This is a genomic window from Gemella sp. 20925_1_85 (assembly GCF_041433735.1).
GTDB lineage: Bacteria > Bacillota > Bacilli > Staphylococcales > Gemellaceae > Gemella.
This window is the reverse complement of record NZ_JAPWCC010000022.1, coordinates 1-16381: the sequence shown is the minus strand read 5'-3', so window position 1 is coordinate 16381 and position 16381 is coordinate 1. Positions and strand designations below refer to the sequence as shown.

Below are 16381 nucleotides of genomic sequence, written 5' to 3'. Positions count from 1 at the left end.
TATCTACTGCCTTTATTTCTTTATTTTTTCAAATTAAAGTTCGATATCTTTAAATTTGTCCCCTAGATTGAATGAAGTATCTTCATCTTTTAAGTAAGAAGTATCATATTCAGCTTCTTCCTTAACTTCTTCTTTAACTGGTTTTTCTAAAAGTTCTTTGATTGATAAAGATAATCTTTCGTTTTCGAAATCAAATTCTAAAACTTTTACGTTTACTTTATCACCTTTTTTAAGAACGTCTTCTACGTTTGTAACTCTTTCGTGAGAAATTTGAGAAATGTGAACTAATCCTTCAACATCTGGTAATACTTCAACAAATGCTCCAAATGCAGTTGTGTTACGAACAACACCTTCTAATACATCTCCAGCTTTAATTGTAGCACGAGCTACTTCCCATTGTGTTGGTAATAAAGTTTTAGCTGAAAGTGAAACTTTTTCATTTTCTTTATCTACAGCGATAACTGCAACTTTTACAGTATCTCCAACTGAAAGCACATCTGAAACTTTTTCTACACGAGCGTGAGAAATTTCTGAGATATGTAATAGTCCATCAACTTCACCGATGTTAACGAATGCTCCAAAGTCAGTGATACGACTAACTTTACCTTCGATAACATCACCTTCATTAATATTTCCATAAACTTCAGCTAATTTTTTAGCTTTTTCTTCTTCTAAGATTACGCGTCTGTTTAAGATAATTTTATTTTTAGATTTATCTACTTCTTCGATTTTGAATGTATATTCATTTCCTACGAATTTTGATAAGTCTTTTCTGAATTTAGTATCAATATATGAACCTGGAATGAACGCACGTAATCCTTCTACGTCAGCTAATAATCCACCTTTAGTTTGTCCAGAAACTGTTGCTTGAATTAATTCACCATTTTCGAATTTTTCAATAATTCCAGTCCATGATAATTCCATTAATTTTTTATATTCAGCATTTTCTAAAATTTTGTGTGATAAGTAGATTACACCAGGTACATCTTCTGATCTTTTTTCACGATCAGCTCTAATTCCTGTTACTTGAGCTTCTACTTCGTCACCAACTGATAATACGTCTTCAATGTTTTCGAATGGTTTTCTTGTAATTTGGTTACGTAAAATTACGCAGTCATATTGTGCTCCTGCTACATCAACGTAAACTTTATCGTTATCGATTTTTGATACAGTACCAGTTACTTTATCTCCTTTTTTCAGCATTTCTGAGCTATTTAATAATTCCTCAAATGAAGTTGTCATTACTTCTAATCCTCCTGTGCTTACAATACATACTATATTAATATTATACATCAAAAATACAGTTATGTCATTTATTTTATGTTAATTTTTTAATTCTTTTTTTATTTCATCAAGTAATTTGGCTTCTTCTTTACTTAATTCATAGTTTTCCAGTAAATCTGGTCGTCTTGTCAACGTTCTTCGTAGACTTTCTTTTTTTCTGTAAGTTTCTATATTTTTGTGATGACCACTTGTCAACACATCAGGAACTACCATTCCCTTATAGTCCTTTGGTCGTGTATATTGAGGATATTCTAGTAACCCAGTCGAGAATGAATCATCCTTGTGGGATTCTTCCTTTCCTAGAACATCAGGAACAAGACGTGCTATACTATCGACCATTGTCATAGCAGCAAATTCTCCACCTGTCAAAATGAAATCACCAATAGATAATTCATCTGTTACTAAGTACTCTCTAATTCTTTCATCATAACCTTCATAGTGACCACAGATGAAAATCAAGTGTTCTTCTTCAGAAAGCTCCTCAGCTTTTTTCTGACTAAATCTTTCACCTTGCGGACACAGTAAAATTATTCGTGTTTTATCGGTTTTATCTAAACTTTCAACAGCATTAAATATCGGTTCTGGTTTTAATACCATCCCCTGACCTCCACCGAATGGATAATCATCTACTTGGTTATGTTTATTTCCAGAAAATTTACGATAATCGACTATATTTATATCTAATAACTTATTATCTTTTGCTTTTCCTAAGATTGAATGATTTAATGAATCAAACATATCTGGGAACAGCGTTAATATATCAATCTTCATTAGTCAATTAATCCTTCCATAACTTCGATATCAATTCTTTTATTAGCAACATCTATTTTTTTTACAACATCTTCAATGTAAGGTATTAAAATTTCTTTACCATTTTCTGCTTTTATTACCCATACATCATTTGCACCAGGTGTAAGGATCTCAACTACCTCACCTAGTGATTTATTATTTTCTTCAAATACCTCGCATCCGATAATCTCATGGAAATAAAACTCATTTTCTTCAAGTTCTCCAATATTATCAGAATCAATTTTGATTTGTAAATTTTTAAATTTTTCTGCTTCTTCAATTGTATCAATCCCTACAAATTTTACTAGAAGATTATTTTTATGTGTTCTATAGCTTTCTACGACTACTTCTTTAACAACTTGATTTCCTCTAGTTATTAATAATTCACTACCCTTTTTAAAACGTTGTTCTTCAAAGTCAGTTGATGAAATTACTTTCACCTCTCCTTTTAAAGAATGAGTATTAACAATTTTTCCTACTTTTAGACGCATCTATTTCTCCTTGTTTTAATATTTTCTTTAATTATTTTTTTACTCTCATTCTAATAAAGTATGAGATATTTTCTATAATAATTATCGATAACGATAAACCAATTAATAATGTTGAAATTCTATTCCAATTTCTATATTCTATATTATTTACAAGCAAATGTCCAATACCACCTGCACCAACCATACCTAAAATTGTTGAATTTTTGATATTTGATTCAAATCTATATAATACTATAGTAACGAATTCAGGAAAGTATCCATTAAATATAATTTTAACATAACTAATAAAGCTTCCAAGTCCTAGACTTTTTGTCATTAGTAATACATTGTTATTAATTCCTTCTAGTACCTCATTATACATTTTTGTCATAACACCAACTGTATAAATATATAATGCAAAGAAACTGCTAATTGCACCTGGCCCAAAACCTCTAAAGAATATTAATGCCACTATTATCGGTGGAAATGTTCTTAAGATATTGATAAAAACTTTTACACCTAATGCTTTATACTTACCAAAAAGATTCACCGATGATAAATACGATGTAAATATAGCTGTCACCGCAGCAAAAATCGTAGCACTAAATGCAATTTCAATACTAATAAACAGCTCGCTAAGCATTTTTGGAACATATGCTAAATCAGGATTTATTATCCCTTTAGCTAGCACACTTAACTGTTTTAAACCTATGAAAAATCTTTCTTGTGATATGTTAATGAAATTAGTAACATATAGTATACTTCCTACTATAACAGCAGGAATACCAAATTTTACTAGATTTCTTCTAAGCATAAACTTTTCAAAAGTTAATTGAGAGGTATTTTGTAAATTTCTAAAATAATAACTTACTAGATCAATTACGAAGATTAAAATAACAAGAGTAATAATTATTATAGAAACTCTATCATATCTTAAGTGATTTAGCTCTTGCCATAATCTTTGACCTATTCCACCTGCTCCAACTAATCCTAAAACACTTGCTCCACGTATACTAGATTCCAAAGTTAAAAAGTAAACTGAGATAACTTGGGGCTTAAGATTAGATAAAATCGCATTTTTATAAATAATAAATTTTGAAGCTCCTAACGCTTCCATAGCCTCTAGCTGTTTAAGCTCGACTTCCTCTGCATATTCTTTCAATAGCTTAGCGGATGTTAGAATATTTATTAAATATATACTCACAAAACCACTAAATACTCCAGTACTGAATAAACTTACTAAGATCGCAGCAATTATTAAAAATGGCATTGTTCTGAAAACAGAGAATACCGCACTAAATATTTTTGGAATTATCTTAAGTTTAAATAGTACATTAGTTAGTATTGGTAGTAATATTAACGTTGTGCATAAAGCTAATATTGATGAAAATAGAGCAATGTTAATTGTTTCTATAATCGGTTGTTTCAATTCAGGTAAAATAGAAAAATCTACAGGATACATGCGTCCCAGAAGATTCTGTATCCTTTTAAATCCTAATGAAAAAGTCTTTGTATCATATTGGCTATATGCAATAAAAATAATCAAAACAATAAAAGTAAGTGTAGCTAACTTCGTTATAGATTTTTTAATTATAAAGTTCTTCAAATTCATCTTTAGTCACCTTCTCAGAATCTTTATAAAATAAAACTTTTCCGTCCTTTAACCCTAAAATCTTCGTACTATATTTTTTCGCAAGATTAACATCGTGAAGATTTATAAGTACTGTTATTCCATTTTCTTCATTTAATTTTTTAAATGTATCCATTATAAGTGTCGTATTTTTTTCATCCAAGCTACTTACAGGTTCATCCGCTAGTAAAATCTTTGGATTTTGTGCCAACGCTTTAGCTATAGCAACCCTTTGTTTTTGACCACCTGATAAATACTTAGACTTTTTAAAAGCCTCATCTCCTAGGCCCACTTGCTTTAAGAAATCAACACCTTCATTATATTCTTTTTTTGAATATCCTAATAAAAGACCCAAGACAGATTTTTTTACTAAATAAGGTGTCAAAACATTTTCAACTGTATATAAATTATCTAGTACATTATAATCTTGAAATATAAAAGCTATATCTCTTCTAATAAGTTTTAACCTTGATCTATTAAACTGTAATATGTTTTCACCTGCTATGTTTATCTCTCCAGATTGAGGTTTATTCAACAAGTTCAAACAACGCAGTAAGGTCGATTTTCCCGCACCACTTTTTCCTACAATTGCTACAAAATCACCCTTTGGAACTTCAAATGATATATCATTTAATATATTTTTTAAACCATAATTAAAAATTAGATTTTTCACTTCTAACTTTTCACTCTTCACACAATCACCTCATTATTTTATAGTGAACTATAAAATATACTAATCTATATGGTTAGTAAAATTTTATAATTACTATTATATCATTTAAAATAGAATTTTTCAGTATTTTGATTTTACATTTTTCTTATTATTTCAACGATTAACTCATTTAATTACAATGTTTCAATTATAAAGACAAAATAATAAACTCGCCTACATAAAATAGACGAGTTTTATCATTACTTAATAAAAGTTGTAATTTCTTCAACAGATAAACTAGAATCACATACAACTTTAACTTCTCCTGCTTCAGCTACTAATAAACCTGGTACAGTTCTTACAGAGTATTTTGCACGTAATGATTCAATACCTGATGCATCTGAGAAATCTTCAGAGTTAAGGAAGAATGCTTCTACATTATTAGCTACTACTACTTCACTAATTTTCGGCATAAATTTTCTACAAAATGGGCATGAAGATCTCCCGATAAATAGTACAAATTTTTCTTTTGATTCAATTTTTTCAAATGCAGTTTTTGAATCAATTACTTTAAAGTTCTCTAAGTGTTGTTCAAATGTTTTTTCCATTATTTTAATCTCCTAATATTTTATAGATACTATTTTACTCCTCTTTTTATAAATATGCTAATATTTTGCTTACAAAAGTAAACAATTACGAATCGTAGTTTTACAAATAAAAAAAGAAGTAATGTAAACTTACACTACTTCTCTACTTTAATTCAAAAAAATGGGGCGGCTGAGGGGAATCGAACCCCCGAATGTCGGAACCACAATCCGATGCGTTAACCACTTCGCCACAGCCGCCAAAATATTAAGCTAAAATAAAAAAATGCCTTGAGACAGAGTCGAACTGCCGACACATGGAGCTTCAATCCATTGCTCTACCAACTGAGCTATCAAGGCAAAAATGGCGGTCCCGACGGGAATCGAACCCGCGATCTCCTGCGTGACAGGCAGGCGTGATAACCGCTACACCACGGGACCTAACTCTTATTCTCAATGTATTAATTCAAATGGTGACCCGTACGGGATTCGAACCCGTGTTACCGCCGTGAAAGGGCGGTGTCTTAACCACTTGACCAACGGGCCAATAAAAAAACGGAGCAGGAGGGATTTGAACCCTCGCGCCGGTTTCCCGACCTACACCCTTAGCAGGGGCGCCTCTTCAGCCTCTTGAGTACTACTCCAACTCCACAGGCAGGACTCGAACCTGCGACCCTCTGATTAACAGTCAGATGCTACTACCAACTGAGCTACTGTGGATAAATATTTGTGCTCCTAACGAACAATATTTATTATACAAAAGTATTAACATAATGTCAATACTTTTGTATAACTTTTTTTATTATTTTCAATTTTATAATATTATTTACTTAACAAACGTTGATTTTTAGCATATTATAGCTGTTTTTGTATATTTAATCTCTATATGAAATATCCCTTTTATTTAACTTTATTTAAGTCAATATTCATTTTTTCAGAGATTTTTTCAATAGCTTTATATGCATCATTATTTGGTTCTTCAAATCCTGTAATGCTAAATAAATTTGTTAATATTTGAATTGTTTCTTTATCATTTTGAATCTCAAGTAAAGCTTGTTTTACTTTTTTCTGAGTTTCCTCATCAAGATTATTAGATGCTACTACTGTTACACCTGGAATCAATTCACTCTTAGCAATTACTTTAACATCTTCTTTTAATGTAGGAAATTCTTTAGTATATTTTCTTATTACATTTTCATAGCTAGCTACTGCATCTACATCTTTATTTAGTAATAATTGTAAACTTTTATCATGTCCTCCACTAAATTGATATTGAATATCTTTTTCTAAATCAATACCAGCATCTTTTAGCATTGCACCTGCATAAATGTAACCTGAAGCTGAAGATGGATCAACAAAAGCAATTTTCTTACCTTTTAGATCAGCAATACTTTTTATATCAGAATCTTTTCTTACAAAGACTTCTGCAAAGTAACCTGGTTTACCACTTGTACTTCTACCTACAAGAAGATTTTTTGTATTACTTTGTTTATTAGAAAGGACAGCTGAAAATGGTGGAACTAGTCCAAAGTCTACACTCCCACTACCTATTCCTTCTATAACCCCTATATAGCTACTTGCTGTAAATACTTCTACTTTCATACCCAATTTATCACCCAATGCTTTAGCAAACGGCGTCAGGTCATCTACTAGCTTTTCGCTATTACTACTAGGCACTACACCTAATTTCAACACTTTTTCTTCTTTTGTTGTACTTTTTTGAGAACAACCAATTAAAGAAAATACCAATAGAAAAGAAAAAATAGTTAATAATATTTTTTTCATTTTATCTACCTCATATTTGTATATATTTTATTTTATATCAAAGAGTATAGCACAATAACAAAATAATAAAAATGAAAACGCTCATAATTAGAAAAAAAATAATAAAAAAATAGCTGGCTTATTATTACCAGCTACTTTTAAACTAATTTTGAAATTGTTATTCTATATTTTAAACTTTTTTTATTCTGAGTGTAGCTCTTAACTACATATCTACCATACTTTCTTATAGATATTATATCTTCTGGTGTGCAAGTCTTCTCTCCATTTCTTAGAATTGCATGATTTAGTTTAATAAAATCTTGTTCTAAAAATTCTTTTACCTTACTACGAGACTTATTTGTAATCTTAGCTACTATAGAATCTATTCGAAACGATGAACTTACTATTTCAAAGTCTTCATATTTTTTTTCGATTTTTACTTCTGTGAGATCAACTCTTTGAAAATCAAGATTTACTCTTCCTGCTTTAGTAAATTCCATCGCTATGTAATCAGCAATTTCATCATCGACAAAAATATAAACCTCATTTCCTAAAACAATTATGTCCCCAAATCTATTAAAATTAATTCCAAGATTATGAACTGCTCCTAGAATATTTCTATGTTCTACTTTATTAAATTTATTATTAAACTTTGCTTTTAAACAAACAATATCATAATCTACGTCATAATATTCATTAGAAATAATCTTAGCTTTTTTTCTTTCAGCATCATCAAAACCGCCAAAAAATTCAACTTTAAAATCACTATAGTTATACGCTACTATTTGACTAAGAATAATTTGTTCAAAATTCGTTAAAAATTTTGTAACGGTGTTGCGATTTTCTACAAAACTAATACTTTGCAGTAATTTTTCTACTACTTCTCTTTGTTCAGCAGACGCTTGCTGTAAAAAATTTATCTTCTTCATAGCATTAAGATAACTTAAATAATAACATTATTATTAGGTTTTCTATAACACTAAGTACTACAAGAGCAGCTATTGGTGATATATCTAACATTCCAAATGGTGGAATGATTTTTCTAAAAATTTTTAGATATGGTTCACAAATCGCCTCTAGAAATTCTACAATAAAATTATTTTTAATTTGAGGAAACCATGAAGTTAAAATATACGCTAACATACTGTATTCATAGAAATTAAATAAATATTTTACGAACTTATATACCCAAAAATACTCTGTTATATTTAACAATATTAATACTCTCCTTCGTAAAAGTCTCCTGAAACTTCAACACCATTAGGAACACATAGGTAAATATCTTCCCCAATAGTTTTTAATCTAGCACCTAATGCATAAATTCCTCCAGAAATAAAATCTAGAAGTCTATCTGAAGTCTCAATATCCAACTTACTTAAGTTGATAATTACTACTTTATTGCGTTTAATATCATCTACAATATCTTTGCTATCCGCAAATACTAATGGTTCAGTTAATATTACATTATTAGTTCTTCCTACGGGTTGACTTTGTACATTCTGTTTACTTACCACTGGATTCTCCTTTTTCACCGGTCTTGGCTTAGGCTGTTCTTGTCTTACTTCATTTTTTTCTACTACTTCTTCTTCAAAATCCTCTTCTCCAACAAAAAGATTATTGAATTTTTTCATCATACTCATATTATCAAACCTCAACTTACTTATATTTAACTATATTATTATAGCATGTAAGCAGTAATTTATAAAGTAATAAGACAAAAAACACTTACAAAAGTTTAAAATTCTAATTTTTGTTAAAACATTTTTTGTACTCCGATAAAACTCAATAAATTTTCAAAGAAAATAACTACAAAAAAAGGAGTGACTCAAAAATCGTGATTTCGTAGAAATCGATTTTGTCGAGTCACCCCCGCACAGTTCATTAGATATCTAAAAAGCTTTTCTAAAGCGATTTTAGATATCAATAAACCACTGCGTCTATGAGTTTTTATGTAAACTTTTTTTAAAATCTAGTACTTTTGGGTCAGCAGCTCTAATTTTATCCATAAAATTTATTATATCTATCTCTAATTGAAAGTAATAATTTTCCTACTAATACTTTCAGAATAGAATAAACAGGTATTCCTAAAATTGCGCCAACAACTCCTGCTATATTCACTCCGATAAGAATAACAAAAATTACTGTAAGAGGATGCATATTCATACTTCTTCCCATTATATTAGGAGAAATTATATTTCCTTCTAAGAACTGCACGATTCCCCATACCACTAGCATTTTAAGTACCATTATCCAACTTGTTGAAGCTGCAACTAACATAGCTGGTGTTATTGCAATAACTGGCCCAAGGTAAGGTACGATACTTAAAAATGCAGCTATAGTAGCTAATGAAAATGCATAATGTAATCCTATAATGTTATAACCTATAAATAACATTACTCCTATACATAAAGAAACTAACATCTGTCCTTGGATATAAGATCCTACTTTATCATCAATTTCATCAATTGTTTCAGCAACAGGTTGTTCCAATTTTTTTGGTAGTAGACTGATTACAAACTTGTTAAAGTGAGATGCATCTTTTAATAAGAAGAATAACACAAATGGCATGGTAACTAAAACTGATGCAGTAGAAGAAATAGATGATACTACCCCTTGTGCAATAGATGTAGCTACGCTAACTAGTTTTTCACTAATTTTAGAAACATTAAGGTTATTATTGACATATTCCACAACTACTTGCACGTATGCATTATCAGAATATGTCTCCAAATATCCTTTCACTACCTCAATATATCTTGGCAATGCAGTTATTAAATTCTGCGTTTGTTCCACAATAATAGGAACTACTCCTACAATTACAATAAGTATAGTAATTATACCAACGAATATAGCAAGCAAACTAGCAATAAACCTAGACATTCTCTTCTCGAATAAGTTCACCAATGGATTTAACATGTAATAAAATACATATGCGACTATTATTGGTGTAATTATGCTCGAAACTATCGTATTTATCGGTGTAAAAATATATGATATTTCTGTATAAAGATAAATAGCTATACCTAATAAAATAACTATTAATAGTATATAGATTATGAATTTCCCTCCGATAAAAGCTAATAGCTTATCTTCACGTGACTTTTCAATTCTTGTTTCTTTTTTATTTTTTTCTAATTCTTTATCCATACAATTTCCTTTCTGTTAAATCATTTAAACAATTCAACTAAATCATTTTAAAAAATTTAACGATAATTCATAAATTTTAATAATTGTTATATATCCAAGATATCCTAGTGCAAAAGAAACTAAAATCACAAATACCTTAATTTCTCTTGTACTATTTTTCTTGAAAAATTTTCCAAAATCTATTCGTATCATTGAAAAATTCGCAAGTAATATCATAAAAAATAAGATCATTAATTTAAAAACATTCATTATTTCAACCTACTTGATAATGTTATTTAAACATATCAAGCCATCCTTTTTTCTTGAAGAACCACAACATACCGAACGTAATACCTAACATAATTGCAACAACAATATAATAGCCATATTGCCATTCTAATTCTGGCATATATTTAAAGTTCATACCGTACCACCCTACTATGAAGGTTAATGGTAAGAAAATAGTAGAAATAACGGTAAGTGTCATCATGATATTGTTAGATTTAAGTGAGTTATATGTCATAAAGTTCTCACGGATATCACTGGCTAACTCACGGTTTGCTTCGATTATCTCAGTTTGTTGAACAAGATCATCATAAATATCGTGGAAATATTTTCTATCATTATCTGTCATTTCTACACGACGTGAAACTAAGAATCTATGAATAAGCTCACGCATTGGTAGTAACCCACGACGAAGTTTTAACAGATCACTTCGAAGATCAAATACCTCATCCATAATCTTACTTCCAGAAGTATATGAATCTGTTTCCTCAATTTCATCAAGACGATTTTCAATTTTTGAAATAATAGGAATATATCCCTCTACTATTTCTGATACAAGCATGTGCATAACATGTAATGGTGAATATTCTGCACCACGTTGTAATATTTTTGGAACGATTTTATTTACATAACGTATGTGTGAGAGGTGGAACGTTACAATATAATTTTTCCCAACAAACATATTTAGAGTTTCGTAGTCATCATCTATATTTTTTAATACATGAGATACTAAGAAAATTTGTTGTCTTGTAATTTCAATTTTTGGTCTTTGTAAAAGCGTTAAACAGTCTTCAATTAAAAGTTCGTGGAACTTGAAGAAAGTTGTTAGCAAGTTAATTTCACTACGTGTAGGAGTATCAAAATCAACCCAATACCACGCTATGTCTTGCTCTTTAAGTCTTTCTAAACTAACATCAGTAAGGATATCTCCTTTTTTATCTACTGCTATAATTTTTAACATTAGATTTCACCTCTCTCTTTATTTTCACATTTACCATAATACCACACTTATAAAAAATAGTAAATTTATTATTTTAAATTAGTAGAAATATAGTGCATCACAATACCCGCGGCTATAGAGACATTTAAACTCTCTGCTCGTCCAGGCATAGCGATTTTAAGTAGATTATTTACTTTTGACAATATTTCTTCACTAACTCCCGCGCCTTCATTTCCAAAGACAACTGCAACTTTTCCTGAAATATTATCTAATTGTTCTATATATTTATCCGCTTTTAGACTAGTAGCGAAAATATTGAAATTACTCATTTTATCAATTAACTCAACTAAATCTATATTATCAAAACAATCTATGTGAAAGTTGCTACCTTGTGTACTTCGAATAACTTTTTGACCATATAAACTTGTCGTTCCTTTACCAAGAATAATGCAGTCAAAATTGAAGGCATCGGCTGTTCTGATTATTGTTCCTAAGTTTCCTGGATCTTGAATCTTATCTAAGATTAGAACTTTACTATAATTGTTAATATCTAATTCTTTTTTATCAATACGACATACAGCTATAATTCCTTGCGTAGTTATCGTATCAGATATATTCTTCATGACACTATCAGTGACTTTTATTAAATTACCTGTGAAAGAATCAACTATATTGTAGTCATCAAAACTCTCAGAAAATACTATTTCCTCTACTACTTTTGCTTCTAACGCTTCTTCTACAAGGTGCTTCCCTTCCACTAAATATCTACCGTATTTTTTTATATTTTTATTCTCTTTTAATTTTTGAATATCTTTTATTCTTTTATTACTTGCTGATGTTATCATTTTTTCTCCAATTAATTAATTTCATATTTTTAGCATTCATACTAATTATAATCAATGTTGAACAAATTTTCAAATTATGATATAATTCACTTACAGATATTATAATAAAAAGGAGTTCATTATGTCATCATTTTTACTATCAACAATAGTTTTAGTGGTTGTTTTAGGAGCAGTAGGACTATTTAATTACTTCAGATTAAAAGGCGCTGTGACGAAACTTCCTTATGAAGAATTTAGAAAAAATCTTAGAAAAGTTCAATTAATCGACGTAAGAGAGAAAGAAGATTTCAAATACGCTCACATTAACGGTGCTCGTAATATGCCTTCTTCTCAATTCAATTTCTTATATACATCTTTAAGAAAAGACCAACCTATTTATCTATGTGATAAAAACGGAACTTTAGCTCCTCGTGCTGCTTTAACTCTTAAAAAGAATGGTTATACAAACGTTTATATGCTAAAAAATGGTCTTCAAGATTGGAAAGAAAACCTTAAAACAAAACGTTAATTTTTATGTACCTAGTTTACCTATAAAGCTAGGTACTTTTTATTTATATAATGGAAATAAATTCTATATGCGATTAATTTTCATTTTACTCAGACTCTTCACTATTGAATAGTATAATATTTTATGGTATTATTATCCTTAAATAATCCATATGGAGGTCAACTAATGACTAAATACTATTATGACCCTACTAATAATCGTGGCTATATCCCTGGTAGATATGTTAATAAAGTAGTGTACCTATTAATCATTTTCTTTTTAGGACATTTTGGAATTCAATATTTCTACATCGGAAAAAACTTTAAAGGAATACTGTGCTTACTATTTTGTTGGACTTTCATTCCATCAATTATTGCGGTTTTTTCTTTCATAGTAACATTATTCAGACCAGCAAATGAACATGGTGATATATTTATACACTATTAAAAAATCAAGGTTAAAAATTTTTAACCTTGATTTTTTGCATTTAACTCTATTCTACTTAAGTCTTTGTAATTATTCCATGAAGCCTTTTAGTTTATTAAGCTTAGATGGGTGTTTTAATTTTCTGATAGCTTTTGCTTCAATTTGACGAATACGTTCACGAGTTACCCCAAACGCACTACCTACTTCTTCTAGAGTATGAGTCTTACCATCTTTCAGACCAAAACGTAATTTTAGTACGTTTTCTTCACGGTCAGTAAGTGTTTCTAGTATCTCTTCTAGTTGTTCTTTCAGAAGTTCATTTGCAGCATGCTCCACTGGAGATTGTGCTTCTTTATCTTCAATAAAGTCTCCTAAATGTGAATCATCCTCTTCACCGATTGGTGTTTCTAATGAAACTGGCTCTTGAGCTATTTTTAAGATCTCACGAACTTTCTCCGGAGTCATATTCATTTTCTTAGCGATTTCTTCAGGCTTTGGTTCACGACCTAGGTCTTGAAGTAATTGTCTTTGAATACGAATTAGACGGTTAATAGTTTCAACCATATGAACTGGGATACGGATAGTTCTAGCTTGGTCTGCGATAGCACGAGTGATTGCTTGACGAATCCACCAAGTAGCATATGTTGAGAATTTGAATCCTTTAGAGTAGTCGAATTTTTCTACTGCTTTGATTAATCCCATGTTACCTTCTTGGATTAAGTCTAAGAATAACATTCCACGTCCAACATAACGTTTAGCAATACTTACAACAAGACGTAAGTTAGCTTCAGCTAAATCTTTTTTAGCTTGTTCTTTTTCTTCTTCAGTTCCTGTTTCAATAATTTTAGAAAGTTCTAGTTCTTTCTCTTTTGATAATAGAGGTACTTTCCCGATTTCTTTTAAGTACATTCTTACAGGGTCATTAGTTCTAATTCCTGCTGGAACAGATAAATCTTCTAAGTCTAACTCTTCTTCCTCTTCTTCTTCGTGATTAGCATTAATTAAAATAATATCTTCATTATTTAATTCTTCATAGAAATCATCCATCGCTTCTGAAGAAATATCTAATTTTGATAAAGCATCTAGGATTTCTTCTTGAGTTAACTCACCTTGCTTTTTACCTTTTTCTAACAATTCTTTTTTAATTGTTTCAAAATCTTTTACTTTCTTAGCCATGTTCTTCTCCTCTATTTCTTATATTTTTTTAACTTTAATAGTAATTCTTTTTGAGCTTCAGTATCCATTTCTTGAATAGCCACTCTAAGTCTTTCTTTTATTTCTTTTAATGTCATTTCATTATTTGAAAAATAGCTTATATAATCACCTACAACATCAACTGTTGGATTTTCTTCAATTAGAAAATCTGTTTCATCTATGTATGTTGCAAGCCGTACTACTTCATCATCATCAATACTGTGAATAAATTTATGGATATGGAATTCTAAATTGTTATTATAATATATTACCAAATAATCCATTAAGTTTACAAAAGCGTCTTGAGGAAATTGACATTTTTCTAAGTCATTATATTTTTCTACAAATAATGATCTATCGACAAAAAAGTATTTAAATAATTTACACATTTTCTTGTCGTAAGTTGTTGTTCTAAACAACAGTTCTGGGTTTGTCGGCGCCACCCACTCTACTGCTGCTTTCTTCCTTTTCACATTCACCTTACCTAATTCTTTAAGAAGAACTTGTCGTTCGATTCCGAACTCCTCAGACAAATTAGTAAGCAATATATATTTTAATGATTCATCTTCTACATAGGCAATATTAACAAGTATTTCATTTTTATATTTGATACGTTGTTCTATATTTGATTTAGAATCATTTTTACAATATTCAATTTTATAGTTAATAAAGTGTTCTTTATTATTTCTTAAATAATTTTCAACATCAAAATCAGGATTTTTAGTATTTTTTTCAGTTAAAAATTCATCTAAATCCTTCGCACCTGAAAATTTCAGCTTATAGACATTGTCTGTTGTTTGAATAATTCTGTTTCCAATCTCTATCTGAGCTTTTGAACCCGCTTCATCATTATCTAAACTTAGTGTTATTTTTTTTACAAGTGATAAAACCTCTTTTAATTTATTATTATCTATGTTTGTACCCATCAATGCAACAGCATTCTTCATACCATTTTGATGAGCTTTAATAACATCCATATATCCTTCACATAAAATCACTTCATTTTCTTTAGCTATAAATGAACGCGCATCTGAATAATTGTATAAAACTGTTCTTTTTTCAAAAATTTTCGTCTCATGCGTATTGTAGTATTTTGGAACACTCTTATCCGAAGACATCGTTCTTCCTGAAAATGCTACAACTTGATTTTGGTTATTTTTTATAGGGAACATTACTCTATCTTTAAAGACATCATAATAATCTCCATTATCATTTTTTCCTAGTAATCCCGCTTCAACCATTAAATCCAAATTAATCTTATTCGAATTAAAAAAGTTTAAAGCAATATTATTATCTCGAGGAGCATAGCCAAGATTAAAATGTTTAATAACATCTTCACTTAGTCCCCTATCTAATAAATATTTAAGTGCATCTTCCGCTTCTTTTGTATTTAGTAGAATATAATTATAATAATCCGCTAAAAGTCTGTGCCCATAGTACATTATATCCAATTCATTGTTTAAATCGTAACTAGCTTCTTTATTATCATTTGACTCTATATCTAGTCCTAACCTTGTTCCTAGTTTAGCGATTGCTTGATTGTATGTAATATTTTCTATCAGCGATACAAACTGAAATATATTTCCACCTTTACCACATCCAAAACAATGGGCTATTTTTTTCTCAGGAGAAACAGTAAAAGATGGAGTTTTCTCATTGTGAAATGGACATAATCCTAAGTAGTTTTGTCCTCTTTTTTCTAATTTGACGTATTCACTAACTAGACTGACTATATCAATATTATCAAAAATATAATCAATATCTTGTTTAGATATCCTTGCCACCTTTCTCCTCCTTTTTATAATTTAATAATTAAGAATAAAATGAAAAGATTATTTCCCAACATTAATTATACCATAAACTAAATTATTTTAATATAGTTTGTTTAAATATTTGTAGAAGTAC

Annotated in this window: 18 protein-coding genes and 6 tRNA genes; 2 read left to right on the top strand and 22 right to left on the bottom strand. The window is 29.6% G+C overall.

From position 1 onward, the window contains the following. Nucleotides 1–33: 33 nt before the first annotated feature. The 20 genes from rpsA to O3884_RS06990 form a co-directional block, all read right to left on the bottom strand. Nucleotides 34–1242, bottom strand: a complete 1209-nt coding sequence (gene rpsA, locus O3884_RS07085; protein ID WP_371452617.1) for a 30S ribosomal protein S1 — start codon at nucleotides 1240–1242, stop codon at nucleotides 34–36. An 81-nt stretch (nucleotides 1243–1323) separates the two neighbouring features. Next, the gene (gene trmD / locus O3884_RS07080) at nucleotides 1324–2055 is read right to left on the bottom strand and encodes a tRNA (guanosine(37)-N1)-methyltransferase TrmD (RefSeq protein ID WP_060913888.1); all 732 of its coding nucleotides are present in this window, start codon (nucleotides 2053–2055) and stop codon (nucleotides 1324–1326) included. After that, complete coding sequence (gene rimM, locus O3884_RS07075; protein ID WP_371452616.1) at nucleotides 2055–2564, bottom strand: ribosome maturation factor RimM; 510 nt, start codon at nucleotides 2562–2564, stop codon at nucleotides 2055–2057. The genes trmD and rimM overlap by 1 nt, the downstream gene beginning before the upstream one ends. A gap of 31 nt (nucleotides 2565–2595) precedes the next feature. Then, a complete protein-coding gene (locus O3884_RS07070; RefSeq protein ID WP_371452615.1) occupies nucleotides 2596–4155 on the bottom strand; it encodes a PhnE/PtxC family ABC transporter permease in 1560 nt (519 codons plus the stop codon). Continuing rightward, nucleotides 4130–4867: a phosphonate ABC transporter ATP-binding protein gene (gene phnC, locus O3884_RS07065; protein WP_371452614.1), complete on the bottom strand. Its 738-nt coding sequence runs from the start codon at nucleotides 4865–4867 to the stop codon at nucleotides 4130–4132. Before phnC ends, O3884_RS07070 begins: the two co-directional genes overlap by 26 nt. Nucleotides 4868–5085: 218 nt before the next feature. Then, a complete protein-coding gene (locus O3884_RS07060) occupies nucleotides 5086–5433 on the bottom strand; it encodes a DUF6568 family protein (protein WP_371452613.1) in 348 nt (115 codons plus the stop codon). A 161-nt stretch (nucleotides 5434–5594) separates the two neighbouring features. After that, a tRNA-His gene (locus O3884_RS07055) sits at nucleotides 5595–5670 on the bottom strand. Between the two features lie 26 nt (nucleotides 5671–5696). Further along, nucleotides 5697–5769: transfer RNA gene (locus O3884_RS07050), tRNA-Phe, on the bottom strand. Nucleotides 5770–5774: 5 nt separating this feature from the next. Next, nucleotides 5775–5850: transfer RNA gene (locus O3884_RS07045), tRNA-Asp, on the bottom strand. A 30-nt stretch (nucleotides 5851–5880) separates the two neighbouring features. Beyond that, nucleotides 5881–5955, bottom strand: a tRNA-Glu gene (locus O3884_RS07040). Nucleotides 5956–5965: 10 nt separating this feature from the next. Then, a tRNA-Ser gene (locus O3884_RS07035) sits at nucleotides 5966–6053 on the bottom strand. Nucleotides 6054–6055: 2 nt separating this feature from the next. Next, nucleotides 6056–6129, bottom strand: a tRNA-Asn gene (locus tag O3884_RS07030). Nucleotides 6130–6309: 180 nt separating this feature from the next. After that, nucleotides 6310–7194, bottom strand: coding sequence for a phosphate/phosphite/phosphonate ABC transporter substrate-binding protein (locus tag O3884_RS07025; RefSeq protein WP_294683047.1), 885 nt, complete (start codon nucleotides 7192–7194; stop codon nucleotides 6310–6312). Between the two features lie 137 nt (nucleotides 7195–7331). Then, nucleotides 7332–8102 (bottom strand): YlmH family RNA-binding protein, encoded by a 771-nt coding sequence (locus tag O3884_RS07020; protein WP_371452612.1) that lies wholly within the window; start codon nucleotides 8100–8102, stop codon nucleotides 7332–7334. Between the two features lie 4 nt (nucleotides 8103–8106). Next, entirely contained in the window at nucleotides 8107–8388 is a 282-nt protein-coding gene (locus tag O3884_RS07015) for a YggT family protein (RefSeq protein ID WP_084812639.1), read from the bottom strand. Nucleotides 8389–8390: 2 nt separating this feature from the next. Then, complete coding sequence (locus O3884_RS07010; RefSeq protein WP_371452611.1) at nucleotides 8391–8813, bottom strand: cell division protein SepF; 423 nt, start codon at nucleotides 8811–8813, stop codon at nucleotides 8391–8393. Nucleotides 8814–9171: 358 nt separating this feature from the next. Then, a complete protein-coding gene (locus O3884_RS07005; protein ID WP_371452610.1) occupies nucleotides 9172–10320 on the bottom strand; it encodes an AI-2E family transporter in 1149 nt (382 codons plus the stop codon). A gap of 42 nt (nucleotides 10321–10362) precedes the next feature. After that, nucleotides 10363–10536: a DUF1146 family protein gene (locus O3884_RS07000; protein ID WP_371452629.1), complete on the bottom strand. Its 174-nt coding sequence runs from the start codon at nucleotides 10534–10536 to the stop codon at nucleotides 10363–10365. A 55-nt stretch (nucleotides 10537–10591) separates the two neighbouring features. Then, nucleotides 10592–11545, bottom strand: coding sequence for a magnesium/cobalt transporter CorA (gene corA, locus O3884_RS06995; RefSeq protein WP_371452609.1), 954 nt, complete (start codon nucleotides 11543–11545; stop codon nucleotides 10592–10594). A 68-nt stretch (nucleotides 11546–11613) separates the two neighbouring features. Next, entirely contained in the window at nucleotides 11614–12369 is a 756-nt protein-coding gene (locus O3884_RS06990; RefSeq protein ID WP_371452608.1) for a TrmH family RNA methyltransferase, read from the bottom strand. Between the two features lie 121 nt (nucleotides 12370–12490). On the opposite strand from O3884_RS06990, the gene O3884_RS06985 reads away from it, so the two are divergent. Together O3884_RS06985 and O3884_RS06980 are read left to right on the top strand one after the other, a co-directional pair. Next, nucleotides 12491–12877: a rhodanese-like domain-containing protein gene (locus tag O3884_RS06985; protein WP_294683053.1), complete on the top strand. Its 387-nt coding sequence runs from the start codon at nucleotides 12491–12493 to the stop codon at nucleotides 12875–12877. Between the two features lie 165 nt (nucleotides 12878–13042). Further along, entirely contained in the window at nucleotides 13043–13303 is a 261-nt protein-coding gene (locus O3884_RS06980; protein ID WP_294683054.1) for a TM2 domain-containing protein, read from the top strand. A 69-nt stretch (nucleotides 13304–13372) separates the two neighbouring features. Here the strand turns inward: O3884_RS06980 and rpoD are convergent, their stop codons facing one another. Next, nucleotides 13373–14458, bottom strand: coding sequence for an RNA polymerase sigma factor RpoD (gene rpoD, locus O3884_RS06975; protein ID WP_371452607.1), 1086 nt, complete (start codon nucleotides 14456–14458; stop codon nucleotides 13373–13375). A gap of 11 nt (nucleotides 14459–14469) precedes the next feature. Continuing rightward, nucleotides 14470–16260 (bottom strand): DNA primase, encoded by a 1791-nt coding sequence (gene dnaG, locus O3884_RS06970; RefSeq protein ID WP_371452606.1) that lies wholly within the window; start codon nucleotides 16258–16260, stop codon nucleotides 14470–14472. Nucleotides 16261–16381 lie beyond the last annotated feature (121 nt).

Excerpts from the sequence above, each read along its gene's own strand:
- rpsA (WP_371452617.1), bottom strand. The coding sequence starts at position 1,242 with ATGACAACTTCATTTGAGGAATTATTAAATAGCTCAGAAATGCTGAAA.
- trmD (WP_060913888.1), bottom strand. The coding sequence starts at position 2,055 with ATGAAGATTGATATATTAACGCTGTTCCCAGATATGTTTGATTCATTA.
- rimM (WP_371452616.1), bottom strand. The coding sequence starts at position 2,564 with ATGCGTCTAAAAGTAGGAAAAATTGTTAATACTCATTCTTTAAAAGGA.
- O3884_RS07070 (WP_371452615.1), bottom strand. The coding sequence starts at position 4,155 with ATGAATTTGAAGAACTTTATAATTAAAAAATCTATAACGAAGTTAGCT.
- O3884_RS07060 (WP_371452613.1), bottom strand. The coding sequence starts at position 5,433 with ATGGAAAAAACATTTGAACAACACTTAGAGAACTTTAAAGTAATTGAT.
- O3884_RS07025 (WP_294683047.1), bottom strand. The coding sequence starts at position 7,194 with ATGAAAAAAATATTATTAACTATTTTTTCTTTTCTATTGGTATTTTCT.
- O3884_RS07020 (WP_371452612.1), bottom strand. The coding sequence starts at position 8,102 with ATGAAGAAGATAAATTTTTTACAGCAAGCGTCTGCTGAACAAAGAGAA.
- O3884_RS07010 (WP_371452611.1), bottom strand. The coding sequence starts at position 8,813 with ATGAGTATGATGAAAAAATTCAATAATCTTTTTGTTGGAGAAGAGGAT.
- O3884_RS07005 (WP_371452610.1), bottom strand. The coding sequence starts at position 10,320 with ATGGATAAAGAATTAGAAAAAAATAAAAAAGAAACAAGAATTGAAAAG.
- O3884_RS07000 (WP_371452629.1), bottom strand. The coding sequence starts at position 10,536 with ATGATATTACTTGCGAATTTTTCAATGATACGAATAGATTTTGGAAAA.
- corA (WP_371452609.1), bottom strand. The coding sequence starts at position 11,545 with ATGTTAAAAATTATAGCAGTAGATAAAAAAGGAGATATCCTTACTGAT.
- O3884_RS06990 (WP_371452608.1), bottom strand. The coding sequence starts at position 12,369 with ATGATAACATCAGCAAGTAATAAAAGAATAAAAGATATTCAAAAATTA.
- O3884_RS06985 (WP_294683053.1), top strand. The coding sequence starts at position 12,491 with ATGTCATCATTTTTACTATCAACAATAGTTTTAGTGGTTGTTTTAGGA.
- O3884_RS06980 (WP_294683054.1), top strand. The coding sequence starts at position 13,043 with ATGACTAAATACTATTATGACCCTACTAATAATCGTGGCTATATCCCT.
- rpoD (WP_371452607.1), bottom strand. The coding sequence starts at position 14,458 with ATGGCTAAGAAAGTAAAAGATTTTGAAACAATTAAAAAAGAATTGTTA.